Below are 13,426 nucleotides of genomic sequence, written 5' to 3' on the forward strand. Positions count from 1 at the left end.
CTAAGAAGTAATTTTGGCTTTTCGATATAACCCCTGCCTTTTTAAGGCATATCCCTTTTCCATGACAGATCTTATCCAATCCTTGTGCTCAACATACCAAAAAATGGTTTTCTCTAATCCTTTCTCTAATTCCATTTGTGCTTCCCAACCTAATTCTTTTTTCATCTTAGATACATCCAGGGCATATCTTAAATCATGTCCTGGCCTATCGGCTACAAACCGTATCAACTCCGAGTAACTCTTTCCCGTAAGCCTGGGGAAAAAAATATCTAATAGAGAGCAAATTTTTCGAACCAGTTCAATGTTCGAAATTCCACTCCCTTTGCCTATATGATAAACTTCTCCCTGTTTACCCCAACACAAAACCCTCCATATCCCCGCACAATGATCTTCAACATAAATCCAATCTCGTATATTTAAACCTAGACCATAGACGGGCAACTCTTTTCCTTCTAAAGCATTACAGATCATATGCGGAATCATTTTTTCAGGATGCTGCCTTGGGCCATAATTATTAGAACTATGGGTAATCATAGCCGGCAATCCATAAGTCTTGTAGTAAGCCCATACAAAATGATCTGAAGCAGCTTTTGAAGCTGAATAAGGACTTGAAGGGGCATACAGCCCTCCTTCTTTTGCAGGAGATGCATCCATAGGTATGGACCCATACACTTCATCGGTAGAAATATGCAAAAATCGAAACTTTTCTTTATCTTTATGAGCAAGGGAAGAAAAGTAATGAAAAGAGGATTCCAACAATTTAAAGGTCCCCACTACGTTTGATTGCACAAAGATCGCTGGATCATCTATCGAGCGGTCAACATGAGATTCAGCAGCAAAATGAATAACCGCATCGATCTTTTCATCAAAAAGAAGTTGCGTTATAAGCTCTTGATTACAGATATCTGCTTGAATAAAGCAGAAATTTTCTTTCTCCATCAATTCTGAAATATTTTCTATCGATCCCGAGTAGCCCAGCTTATCGATAACAATTATTTTCTCAATCTGAGAAGAAGGCTCATGCGCATAGCAATAATGACAAAAATTAGAACCAATAAAACCTGCTCCACCCGTTACAAGAATCTTCATGAACCAAGAGTATTGCCTAGTTTATAATTTTTTAGAACTTAGCGTAAAGTTATAAACCACACCGATTTTTTTGTAAAGTTTTCCATTGGTTTATCCCTCAGTCCAAATCCAACTTCATTCTAACGGTGCCTGACACAACATAGATGGGACAAGGTTTAAGAACAGATTACTAAAAAAAAGGGTCACTCAGGGCAACGGGATTAACGAATAAAATAGTGTTTTATTTTGTTTTACCCCAACCCTGGAGAATCCCTGCTGCATATTTTGCCAATAGATCGAATTCAAGGTTAACCCTGTCGCCCGGTTTTTTCTTTTTTAAATTGGTATGAGTAAAAGTAAAAGGAGTAATGTACACACAAAAATTTCCAGCCGTTACACTCCCGACTGTCAAACTAATCCCATCAACGGCAATCGAGCCTTTTGGAACTATAAGATGTTGTGCAAAGAAAGGATAATTTATCCAAAACTCTTTTTCTTCACCCCAATCTTTTATGGTATATATGGTTTCCTTGCAATCAACGTGACCCGTAACAAAATGGCCTCCAATCCGATCGTTGTATCTTAAGGGAAGCTCGAGATTAACTTCCTCTCCTCTCTTTAGTTCTCCCAAAGTCGTAGCCCGAAGAGTTTCCTCAAGGACATAAAACCGAGCTTTTCTTCCCTCAATTTCAAAAACAGTCAAACAGCAACCATTGACCGCAAGACTCATTCCTTTTTTCAATTCAGGGGCAAGTCCTCCTACATCCAAGGTTAACACTTTATCACTACCCTCAGGTAATGTTTCAACCCATCCCACCGATTCAATAATGCCTGTAAACATATTTAGCTTTTATGAACATCTATCATTATCTTTTTAATCTTGGGATTACCTTCAGCGCAGATTCCACCCTCCACTGACAATCAGATGGCTTCCAGAGACATAGTCCTGTTTTTCATCTAAAAAAAACTTAACCCCATTCCATATATCTTCGAAGGTACCGAAACGACCTGCTGGCATTTTACTGACGGGAGGCAGTCCCTGGCTGTTTTCAAGATAGCCTGGAGAAACCACATTGACGGTTATCCCGTAACGGGCGTTTTCCCGAGCAAAAGATTTTGTTAGTAGATAAACGCCGATTTTTCCTAAATGATAGCCTAAAGCCATCTCTCTACTGCCGATGCGATCACAACTCGAATCGCCAATGTTGACGATTCTCCCTTTGCCCGAAAGTCTTAAAAGAGGCAAAGAAGCAAGAGTTGTAAACAAAACGGAACTGGCTGTAGAGTTTATTCCCCTAAACCAATCCTTTTCTTTTGTATCCTCAAGAAGGACAGGATCATAAACACCCGAGTTGTTAATGAGAGCATCGAGCCGACCAAAAACAGATTTGATCTTATCCACGACAGCGATCGCTTCGGCCTGCCGCGAAAGATCAGCTTGCACCCTCAAGACTTTTCTTTCTTTTGCCAATAATTCCTGTTCTAAAGAAATTGCCTCTTTTTCACTCCTATAGTAATGGATAGCAACCGCCCAATTTTCATCACTTAGTTTTCGACACAAATAGGCTCCTAAACCCTTTGCCCCTCCAGTAACCAATATCACTTTCTGCTGCTCTGCCATTATTCTATCCGTTCTCTTTAGGGATTAGCTCAAAATTTTCCCTGTTGTAAATTATTTCTACTTTATTCATCTTACTCTCATGATGTCTACACCGTATTTCCCCATAAAAGTTTTTCTTTCCCATTCCTTATCGGAATGGGAACAAAGAAAATATAACTGCCTAGCTCAAGGAGAAATCGATCCCATATTTCATTATACCACTGCAGCGCAATCTCATCTTTGGAAACAACTTTTTGAACTCTATTCACCATTTTCAAGAGAAAACGGAAGAGAATTTTACAAAAATTGCTTTAAAGAAATATCTCAGACAATTCCTTCATCTTTTCCCTACGAAATTGTCAGTCTTGGATGCGGCAGTGGAGAAAAAGACCATCTGCTGCTTAAAGAACTTATGCCTTCGTCTGTAGATCTTTGGTGGACAGCTATAGACACTAGCCTGCAACTCCTTTTGGAAGCCTGTATCCACTGCCCTTTAAACATAGAAAAAATCAACCCCATTTTATCGGATATCCTCTGGGAAGATACCTTAAAAGTCTTAAAAATAACAAACTCACAAAAAAGGATTTTTACCCTTTTTGGCGTTCTTCCCAATATTGATCCCTTTGTCCTTTTTAAAAGTTTAGAAACTGTTTTGTCTAAAGAGGATTTTTTGATTTTAAATGCGCATCTGGCACCCGTTAAATCTGAATCTCAACAAGATTATATCGAAGGCATAGAGTCGATCCTCTATCAGTATGATAATAAAGAAACTCGGTTGTGGCTGACCGAAGTTCTTCGAGATTGGGGAATCGAGAACAAGACTGAATTATTCAACATTTCCTTCAGCATGCATAAGAATTTTTTTCGCATTGAAGCAACAGTTTATTGGAAAGAAAATGGACGGCTTGTTCTCGGACAGGGCAAAGAACTGAAAATGGTCAAAGGAAGTCCCCTGCGTTTATTTTTCAGCTACCGGTTTACACCCGAAAGACTTGAAGAATTTTTTTCCCATTGGTCATTTAGAGTCATTAACCGCTGGCTATTCTCCAATAAAGAAGAAGGGATATGGCTTTTGCAACGGATATAGACGCCAAGGGGATCAATTTTCCGTTTCTAATTGAATTTTCTTTTTATTGATGAAAACCCAAACCCCTTTTTTAAAAGTTCTGGATTTCTTTTCCAAAGACCAAGGATTTATCCCTGGAAAAGAAAGATCATAATAAATTTTGATGAAAGAAGAAAACCGGGGAAAATTCTTTTTTCTATTCAAAAGATGTTCAATTAAGAGATCACAAGGCAGGTTTTCTAGATGAGATAAGGACGGGAGAGAATAAGAAAGGATAAGAATTTTCTTGTTTTCGTTATTTACAAGGCAATAAAACTGTCCATCTTTATTTCCTTTAAAAGCAATATCCAAGTTGTTATCGTCTTTCCAGTTTAGTTCTCTATTGGCTTCAATGAGGTTTTCTCCTAATCGCCATTGCCCTTGCTGAAAAGCAAGATAGGGGCAATGAGGGGGTATGAAAAGATCTTTCTGCAGAATAGCAAGCAGATGTTCGTTTTCTGCCGACTCTAATGTATCCAGGATCCAATAACTGTTTTGGTTTTTTACAACGATAAGATGACCGGAATCAGCTTGGGCAATGTAAATCCAAGGATCGAAAGGATGCCTAAGTATTTTCATATCCGGTACGGCAATGATACCGCTTGGAATTTTTGCCGAAAAATCGATGAAAACAATCAGAGCCCAAAGAAAAAACCGATTAATAGTGTTGAAAAAAACCGCTATGGAACAAGAAAAGAACCCTCCAATGGCCGATATTGAGCCAAGAAAAACAATGATTTCAGCTATCGGAACAGCAATAATGTTGTTGAAAATCCCTATCCAGCAAAGTGAATGAAAGAAGAAAAATTCGCAGGGTAATGCCCCAAGCCATGCTGCAAGCGAAGTTGAAAAAAGAATAGCTCCTATTTTTCCCATCTTATCCGTTACACGCTTCCTTACAGGAGCTAGGGATTGAGGAATATAGGGGTCGAGCCTGAATGGATAATATAAAAGATTAAACAGGGGCTTAGAAAGAAGAAGAAGAGATAAAACTACCGCATAAGAAAGTTCCAAGCTTATATCCATGACTGAAAGTGGATCATAAATCAAAAAAGCGAATAAACTTACTGACCAACCATTAAGGCCAGAGACTTTCCTTTTCAGGGCCCATCCTACAGTGCAGTAAATGCAAGCGATGCTAGCTCGGACTACACTGGCTCCATTGCCTGAAACAGCGCTGAAAATCAAAAGCAAGGGAATAAAAAGAAATGCATATTCCCACCGATTCTTTCCTATCCCCTGTAACAAAAACATTCCCATGCAAAGCAAAATCCCTACATTTTGACCGCTTACAGCAAAAAGATGATAAGCTCCAGCCTGTTTGAAAGCTTCAGCTTCTTTCTGGTCAAGTCCAGCTACATCCCCATAAATCATTCCGCAAAGCAGGGAAGAAAGTTTTTCTTCGGGAATACCCACCGTAAGATTCTCTTTAATCTTTCTTCTCACTGCCTCTATGAGCAGCCCTTCTGTACGATCTCTTTGAGGTATTGGAGTAAGAAAAGCCCCTTCTGAGAGCAGTTCAAACATAAGCCTTTTCGATAGGGTTAGTTTATAATAATCGATCTCTGCTGGATTTCTTTTCCTTGAAGGCAAAACGATTTTAGCCCTAAGTTCTATCGCTTGTCCCAAATAGAGTTCCCTATGAAGGTCAACGATCCGGCAGGATATTTTCTCTTTAAAAGGGACCTGTTTTTCTCCCATCCTAATCGCCTGGAGTTTGAGATGGAAAAAATGAGTATTATTCTTTTTTTGAGGAAAATTATCTATAATTCCTTGATAAAGAGGCTCTTTGAGTGTTTTGAGCATTTTATACTCTTTTATCCTTTGCATATTAAGCCAGAACCATTGGATTTTAGAGTGTAATAACCCAACAAAAAAAAGGCTTACCAGCAACAAAGGATATTGCCACTGTGATTTTTGCAGCTTAGTCCATAAGGCAAAGCTCAAAAACAAACAGCCCAAGGCGGTCATGCCTTTAAGCCAACCTTGGACTCCCCCATAACAACCAGCGGCAAAGACAACCACAGGGACCAATAAGGGAACTTTTTCTCTCTCCCTTTCTACATTTTCCACGCATTTTTTAGCAAAACACATGAATCTCGGCCTTTATTAATGAAGTAAGCCGAAAAGAGGGAGATCAGACTTTATTTTTTATGTTTTTTGCCCCAAAACCAAAACTGCGGCTTTTGCACACCCTGCATTTTCCTTAATTGGCAGCGTTCATTATACAGTTCGATAGTATGATGGGTCGGCCATGAAGGACCAAGGATCTTTTTTAATTCAATCAAGAAATTTTGTTCATTACTAGAGGATACAATCAGTTTTTCAAGCAGAGAGGAATCAATGCAGAGAAGTTCAAGTAGGGCTTTATCCCAATCATCTTGGATATATTCTGTTGGAGGCAACATTCCAGCATAAATCGCTTTTATTTTATCATACAACCGGGCTAAATAACAGATTGAACCTAATTTTTCCAAGTGATCTCTTAACTCCAGCTGCGGTGAATAACTTATTGGATATTTCAACTCTTTCCATCCCTTCCACCCTTTTTCCATCCAATAAGCCTGACTATAACCCATTTCTCCAAGGCTATAGGTGGCAAGCATCGACAGTTGGCCATCACCGCAATAACAAATCAGAGGAAAATCGGTTTGCTGAATGACATTTTCGATTTCCCACTCAATTTTGGCTCTTTCAATGGACAGCGCTCCAGGAATATGACCCCTAAACCATTCTTCTTTTTCTCTGACATCGATGACAATGGCTCGATTGTTCTGTATTCTTGCATAAGTTTCCTGGATAGTGATGCTTTTTAGCTTTTTTTTTATTTTTTCTAAGTAGTTCTGGAGTAGGAGATGAGATGAGACTGTATTCATTGAAGTCCCTTAAGGGAAAAGAACCCTTTTATTTTCTATTCTATGATTTTTGTATTCCGATAACAATGCTATCCTTAATAACGTTATGACTTCTTTTATAAGGTCTCATTTCTTGCGGCTTTTATTCTTTTAGACCACACCATAATCACCGCAACATCTGTAGGATTGACTCCGGGTATTCTTGCAGCTTGTCCAAAAGTTAAGGGTTTAATCTTCAGGAGTTTTTCTCTGGCCTCCTGCTTTAACCCTGGAATTTTTTCGTAATCTATATTTTCAGGAATCAAGGAGTCTTCAAGTTTTTGACGTTTCAAAATCAACTCCCTTTCCCGTGCTATATAGCCCGCATATTTTATCTCACATTCGATATGCAAGGCCACCTCTTTCGGAACATTTTGAAATTCCTGGGGAAGATCATTCCAGCTACATTCGGGCCTTTTTAGAATTTCTTCTAAAGTCATTCCATTGTGTCGATACTTCCTTATTTTCTGAAAGGTTTCTTCTATCATCCTCTTTTTTTCTTGAACACGAAGTAACCTGGACTTGGGAACTAGTCCCATTTCATATCCTATTTCTGTAAGTCTCAAATCGGCATTGTCTTGGCGAAGCAAAAGCCTATGTTCAGCCCTGGAAGTAAATATTCTATAAGGTTCTCTTATGGGTTTTGTCGTTAAATCATCAATAAGGACTCCTATATAGGCTTGGTCCCTGCCCAACACGAGAGGAGGCTCATTTTGGATTTTTCTTGCGGCATTGATTCCGGCCATTATACCCTGTGAGGCGGCCTCTTCATAGCCTGTTGTTCCATTAATCTGCCCAGCGAAAAACAGCCCTTCAATAGCTTTTGTTTCCATCGTCGGGTATATCTGGGTTGCCGGGCAGTAATCATATTCAACTGCATATCCTGGCCTAATAATCTGGCAGTGCTCAAGTCCTTCAATGGTATGTATAAACCGATCTTGAACCTCAAAAGGCAAGCTTGTTGAACAACCATTGACATAATATTCTTCGGTGTGTTTACCTTCTGGCTCTAGAAAAATCTGGTGTCGCTCTTTATCTGCAAACCGAACAATTTTATCCTCTATCGAAGGACAATACCTTGGCCCAATTCCCTGGATCTCTCCGCAGTAGAGAGGTGATTTATGCAAATTTTCTTTTATTATCTCATGAGTCCTGGCATTTGTATAAGTAATAGCACAAGATAATTGTTCCACGTGGAACATTCCCCCTTTCCATCGATTAAGCGAATACATGCCTTCTTCATCCATGTCGATATCAGCTAAAGCAAAAGAAAAATGTGGGGGAGGATTGTCTCCGGGTTGAATGGTGCACTTGGAAAAATCGATCGATTTCCCGTTTACTCGAGGAGGAGTTCCAGTTTTAAGCCGACCCAGTTCAAAACCATATTTTCTTAAAACATCCGAGAGACTACTTGAAGACTCCCCCATTCTCCCTCCCGTTTTTTTATTCATGCCTACATGGAGCAAGCCTCTTAAAAATGTTCCCGTTGTAATAATGACTGCAGCCGCATAGATGACAATACCCAACTCAGTAACAATCCCTTTTATTGTATTTTCCTTGATTATAAGATCAGCAACGGAGGCCTGGAAAAGATCTAGCCGAGCTGCTCTTTCACATACCGCTTTGAGTCTAAACTGATAGGCTTTCTTGTCGCACTGGGCTCGAGGTGCTTGAACGCTATAGCCTTTTCTCATGTTGAGCATGCGAAACTGTATCCCTGTCAAATCCGTATTAATACCCATCTCACCTCCTAAAGCATCAATTTCTCTAACAAGATGACCTTTGCCAATACCTCCAATAGAAGGGTTACAGGACATCTGTCCTATGGTATCGAGGTTCATGGTGAGCAATAGTGTCTGGCAACCCATGCGAGAAGAGGCTAATGCAGCTTCTATTCCCGCATGTCCCGCCCCAACCACAATTACATCGTATTTCTTAGAGTATTCCATTTTTTTAAACTATCCCTACAACAACAATCTAAAGGTTTTATCCTTTTCTGATTTGTTCCATCTCTGCTTCAACGGCATTCTTAAATATAACTAATAAATTTTATTCTTTGATTATTTTATTAACCAATAGCTTGATTTTAAACCTACCACAGAACAGGGCAGATCTAGGCCAATCTAGCTCTTAATATGTTATATCTTTCCTCATTCAGACAACTCAGCTAATTGTACAGCCTCTTTCACTGATTTATCCAATTAATATTACATAATGAAATGCATAATTTTTTATGCATGGATAAAAAGAGTTGTCTTATCCTCTTGATTACGAAAGATTTCTGGGAATCATTTTCTTCTCACTCGATCATATTGTTGAAAAATGATCTTAATGGTCTTCATCTTCGTTTTAATGTTTAATCTCTTCATACAGAACCCATTACTCTTTTGTATCAAAAAATTTAACCTTGTCTGAATTTTATCGACTTATAATAAATAAATATGGGCAAAAACATGAAAAAAAAGGCTGAGGATTCAACCCTCGATCCTATCCCTTCTCTTTTTAGTGGAGAAGCTGAAAAGGCCATACTTGGCCTTATGCTGACTAATCCAGAACTGGTCATCGATCAAGTCATAGAAAGGCTGACTACAGATGATTTTTATGTCCCCGCCCACCGTGTTCTTTTTGATGTCATAAAAGATTTACATTTTAGAAATATTGTTATCGACCTTACCACCGTTCATCAATATCTGGTAGACCACCATCTTGAAGAGAAGATTGGAGGGCCATCTCTGCTTGCCGATCTCATTGCTTCTTTTGCAACCCATCTTAATCTAGAAGCCTATATCAAGATCATTAAAGACAAAAGCATATTACGCAAGCTCCATAGTGCAGCACTGAATATTGTACAAAATATTTATGAACATTCCCACTCGGTTACCCAAGTCCTCGATCAAGCTGAAAAGCGCATTTTCGAAATCACTGACCTGACTATCAGCCGCTCTATGGTTAAGGCTGCAGCAGAGATGCAGAAAGCGATCGATCTTATTGAGTGCTTTCATAATCATAAAAGAAAAGGCAGATTGTTTGGAATTCCTACGGGTTTTCATCAACTCGACCAGATTACAACAGGTTGGCAGAATGGGGATATGATTGTTTTAGCTGCAAGACCCGGAGTAGGGAAAACGGCATTGGGTCTGACATTTGCTTGTAAAGCCCTAAAAGAAAGATATGACCAGGATAAGGATCTTTGGATTAAACCTGGCTATGCCGTTGGATTCTTTAGTTTAGAAATGACCGCTGTTCAAATCATGTTAAGGTTTTTAGCGTCGATTGGCAGTGAAAGCTTACAAAAAATACGTCGAGGCGAACTTGAAGCTTCCAGTTTGGAAAAATTAAAAAGACTTGCTGAGGATGCCAAGGATTGGCCTTTTTATATCGATGATTCGAGTGATTTGACTATTCATCAGCTGCGTGCCAAAGCCCGAAGAATGAAAAACCAGTTTGGTATTGATTTAATCATCATCGATTATCTCCAACTTTTACATTCCGACTCTGAACAAGCAAAAGAAAATAGGCAGGTAGAAATTTCAGAAATATCACGGGGGATTAAAGCCCTAGCTAAGGAATTAAATATCCCCATCATCGTTTTGTCCCAGCTCAATAGAAGAATGGAAGAAGGAAAAAGCGAACCCGCTCTTCATCATTTAAGAGAGTCGGGTGCCATAGAACAGGATGCCGATGTTGTTCTTCTCCTTCACAAATTAGAAACAGAGCCGGGTGCAGATCTGTCAAAAATCCCTTACGTCATTCATGTAGCTAAACAAAGAAATGGGCCTACAGATAAAATCGACATTTTATTCAACTCCCCTTATACTCGATTTGATGATCCCTTAAAGCATGAAGCTGAAATGAGCTATGCCTAACAAAACCACTTTTTCTTTACAAAAATGATTCGATCGGACTTGTGGGCACAGCTAGCCTTGATATTTCATCGGTTCCAAATTCAAAAGCCATTCTTCCTGCCTCAATAGCCATTTTAAAGGCCTTAGCCATTTTACAAGGATCGTTGGCTATGGCTATAGCCGTATTGATAAGAACCCCATCCGCTCCCATCTCCATAGCCATAGCAGCATGAGATGGCTTACCGATTCCCGCATCAACGATCACTGGGACATTAGCCTGTTCAATGATAATCTCTATCTGCGCCTTTGTCTCTATGCCCCGCATTGAACCAATAGGAGATCCAAGAGGCATAACAGCCGCAGCGCCAGCTTCTTCAAGCCTTTTAGCAATTACCGGATCGGCATTAATATAAGGAAGAACAACAAAGTCATCTTTAACCAGCAGCTGGGTCGCTTTGAGTGTTTCCACTGGATCAGGAAGCAGATACCGAGGATCAGGATGGATTTCAAGCTTAATCCATTTGGGCAATCCTCCGTAGGCTGCAATCTTTGCAATCCGAACAGCTTCTTCGGCATCCATGGCTCCACTTGTATTGACGACCACAAGATATTTTTCTGTATCAATAAAAGAAAGTATATCTTCTTTTCTTTTATTTTCGCCTATCTCAACCCTCCTCAAAGAAACGGTTACGATTTGACAGCCACTGGCCTCAAGGGCCTGAGACATCTGCAAATATGAACCAAATTTACCAGTCCCAAGAAGGAGCCGAGATTGGAAAGATCTGCCCGCAATGACCAACTGCTCTTTTGTTGAAATCCCTTCCATGGCTTAATATGTCCTAAAATAGCTATTTTTTAAAGGTCAAAAGAAAAAGATAGCTTTTTATTCAACAAACTCCACCTGAATGTCCGGATCAACCATGCCTAGCATTTTTGCTTGAGCAATAAACTGCAAAATAGCTTCTTTACCCTCAGGGCCATAATCTATCGTTCGTTCGTTGACATACATGGCCACAAATTGATCAGTTAAGGCCGGCTCAATCCCCCGACTGTATTTTTGTGCATATTGAAGGGCTTCATTGCGGTTTTTCAAGGCCCATTCTATACTTTGTCTAACAATAGATTGAAGTTCTCTACATCTCTGAACACCTAGGGCACGCCGTATCGCATTGCCACCCAAGGGGAGGGGAAGGCCAGTAGTCTGTTTCCACCACCACCCCAAGTCTTCGCAAAGCTCTAAGCCTCTTTGCAAATAGGAAATTTGCCCTTCATGGATAACCAGTCCAATATCTGCAGATCCCATCTCCACAGCCATAAATACTTGATCAAAGGGACAAACCATAAGGTCTAAATTTTTTGGCCTCTTTCCTAAGTAAAGACATAGAGCAAGCAGTGCGCTGGTATGCAAACCAGGAATGGCTATTTTTTTTTGAGACATCTCTTTTTTTTCAAATTTGTGCTTGGCCACAAGCCTTGGTCCATAACCCTCGCCCATACTCGCCCCACAATTCATCAGCACATAGCGATCAGCCACTTTGCAGTAAGTATAAATGGACAAAGCGGTGAGATCTATTTTTTCATCCATGGCAAGATTGTTTAACGTTTCAATATCGCTGATCGTCTCTTTAAAGATATAGTTGCCTAGGGGTATTTTTTTTTGGGACAAAGCATAGAACATAAAGGCGTCATCCGCATCGGGAGAATGACCAAGAGTAATTTCGACAGAGTTCATGGCCAATGTTAGCATTATTCAAACTTGCATCAACAGTTAAAATTGCAATAAATATAAACATGGATCTTAAAACGGCTCTATTGAGTAGCGAAAAATTTGCTCAACATCGTCCTCCTTCTGGACATCCCGAATCGCCTGCGCGTATAACTGAAGTGCTTCCTAAGTTAAGAGAAGATTTCCTTGACTCAGTTTTGTGGATAGAGCCTACGACCGCTTCCGAAACGTGGATTGAACGGGTGCATACTCCCCAGTACGTGGAAAAAGTAAAAAAAACGCAGAAATGCCCCATGGTTCTACTCGATGGGGGAGATACCTTTGCTCATGGGCCTTCATATGAAGTTGCATTACTAGCTGTTGGAGCTGCTTTAACGGCCGTGGATAAAGTCATGTCCCACGAAATAAAAAATGCGTTTTGTTTGGTGCGGCCACCCGGTCATCACGCTTTGGCTAATGCTGCAATGGGTTTTTGTCTATTCAATACGGTGGCCATCGCTGCCCGCTATGCTCTTGAAAAACATGGATTAAAAAGAATTTTTATCATTGATTGGGATGTTCATCATGGCAATGGAACCCAAGACATTTTTTATGAAGATCCCCATGTATTTTATGTTAGCTTACATCAATTCCCTCACTATCCTGGAACAGGGAAAACTTCCGAGATAGGAAAAGGAGAAGGCGAAGGGTATACCCTTAACCTTTGTATGCCCAGGGGAGCATCAGATAAAGATTATGAAAAGGCTTTTTACGAAAAAATATTACCCGCCATTGATAGATTTAAACCCGAACTCATATTCATTTCTGCTGGCTTTGACGGCCACAAAGACGATCCCTTAGGAGAAATTTATTTAACAGAAAAGGGTTTCGAAACAATGACTCAATTGGTCAAAAATGCAGCCGAAAGACATTGCCAAGGCAAAATTATTTCTGTCTTAGAGGGAGGCTATAATACAGAAAGTCTTTACAGGTCCATAAAAAGTCATGTCAAAGTTCTTTCAAATTAGTGTTAATAGGTGGCGTAATAAAAAAAATTGTTTGTTTTATTAATGAAATGATCAGAACTGCTGATAAAAAGGACTCTATAAGGATATTCTACTTTCTACCCAAGCCTACGCCGCAGTACTTCACCTATAATCGGGCGGCGATTTAGGTGGTGGTGAAGCGGCGCTATCGTCCGTCAGGGCG

11 protein-coding genes are annotated in these 13,426 nt (G+C 39.9%); 3 read left to right on the top strand and 8 right to left on the bottom strand.

From position 1 onward, the window contains the following. The 3 genes from rfbB to IT6_RS06085 form a co-directional block, all read right to left on the bottom strand. Positions 1–1,089: a dTDP-glucose 4,6-dehydratase gene (gene rfbB, locus IT6_RS06075; protein ID WP_134440038.1), complete on the bottom strand. Its 1,089-nt coding sequence runs from the start codon at positions 1,087–1,089 to the stop codon at positions 1–3. Between the two features lie 220 nt (positions 1,090–1,309). Then, positions 1,310–1,909, bottom strand: a complete 600-nt coding sequence (locus IT6_RS06080) for a riboflavin synthase (protein ID WP_134440040.1) — start codon at positions 1,907–1,909, stop codon at positions 1,310–1,312. Positions 1,910–1,960: 51 nt separating this feature from the next. Beyond that, on the bottom strand, positions 1,961–2,689 hold the full coding sequence (locus IT6_RS06085; RefSeq protein WP_134440042.1) for an SDR family NAD(P)-dependent oxidoreductase: 729 nt from the start codon (positions 2,687–2,689) through the stop codon (positions 1,961–1,963). Positions 2,690–2,768: 79 nt separating this feature from the next. Between IT6_RS06085 and IT6_RS06090 the strand changes: the two genes are divergently transcribed. Next, positions 2,769–3,755: an L-histidine N(alpha)-methyltransferase gene (locus tag IT6_RS06090; protein ID WP_206825594.1), complete on the top strand. Its 987-nt coding sequence runs from the start codon at positions 2,769–2,771 to the stop codon at positions 3,753–3,755. 12 nt (positions 3,756–3,767) lie between these two features. Here IT6_RS06090 and IT6_RS06095 read toward each other — a convergent pair whose 3' ends face one another. The 3 genes from IT6_RS06095 to mnmG all read right to left on the bottom strand — a co-directional run bounded on the left by IT6_RS06095 (position 3,768) and on the right by mnmG (position 8,616). Then, on the bottom strand, positions 3,768–5,867 hold the full coding sequence (locus tag IT6_RS06095) for a ComEC/Rec2 family competence protein (RefSeq protein ID WP_206825598.1): 2,100 nt from the start codon (positions 5,865–5,867) through the stop codon (positions 3,768–3,770). A 50-nt stretch (positions 5,868–5,917) separates the two neighbouring features. After that, positions 5,918–6,649: a rhodanese-like domain-containing protein gene (locus tag IT6_RS06100; protein ID WP_134440048.1), complete on the bottom strand. Its 732-nt coding sequence runs from the start codon at positions 6,647–6,649 to the stop codon at positions 5,918–5,920. A gap of 95 nt (positions 6,650–6,744) precedes the next feature. Further along, a complete protein-coding gene (gene mnmG / locus IT6_RS06105; RefSeq protein WP_206825600.1) occupies positions 6,745–8,616 on the bottom strand; it encodes a tRNA uridine-5-carboxymethylaminomethyl(34) synthesis enzyme MnmG in 1,872 nt (623 codons plus the stop codon). A 504-nt stretch (positions 8,617–9,120) separates the two neighbouring features. On the opposite strand from mnmG, the gene dnaB reads away from it, so the two are divergent. Continuing rightward, positions 9,121–10,533: a replicative DNA helicase gene (dnaB, locus tag IT6_RS06110; RefSeq protein WP_242524117.1), complete on the top strand. Its 1,413-nt coding sequence runs from the start codon at positions 9,121–9,123 to the stop codon at positions 10,531–10,533. A 16-nt stretch (positions 10,534–10,549) separates the two neighbouring features. Here the strand turns inward: dnaB and IT6_RS06115 are convergent, their stop codons facing one another. Both IT6_RS06115 and IT6_RS06120 read right to left on the bottom strand, forming a co-directional pair. Beyond that, positions 10,550–11,338, bottom strand: coding sequence for a thiazole synthase (locus tag IT6_RS06115; protein ID WP_134440053.1), 789 nt, complete (start codon positions 11,336–11,338; stop codon positions 10,550–10,552). 57 nt (positions 11,339–11,395) lie between these two features. Then, positions 11,396–12,244, bottom strand: a complete 849-nt coding sequence (locus IT6_RS06120; RefSeq protein ID WP_134440055.1) for an MqnA/MqnD/SBP family protein — start codon at positions 12,242–12,244, stop codon at positions 11,396–11,398. Between the two features lie 59 nt (positions 12,245–12,303). Between IT6_RS06120 and IT6_RS06125 the strand changes: the two genes are divergently transcribed. Next, positions 12,304–13,245 (top strand): histone deacetylase family protein, encoded by a 942-nt coding sequence (locus IT6_RS06125; protein ID WP_134440057.1) that lies wholly within the window; start codon positions 12,304–12,306, stop codon positions 13,243–13,245. Positions 13,246–13,426: the final 181 nt, after the last annotated feature.

The organism is Methylacidiphilum caldifontis, assembly GCF_017310505.1.
Lineage (GTDB): Bacteria > Verrucomicrobiota > Verrucomicrobiia > Methylacidiphilales > Methylacidiphilaceae > Methylacidiphilum > Methylacidiphilum caldifontis.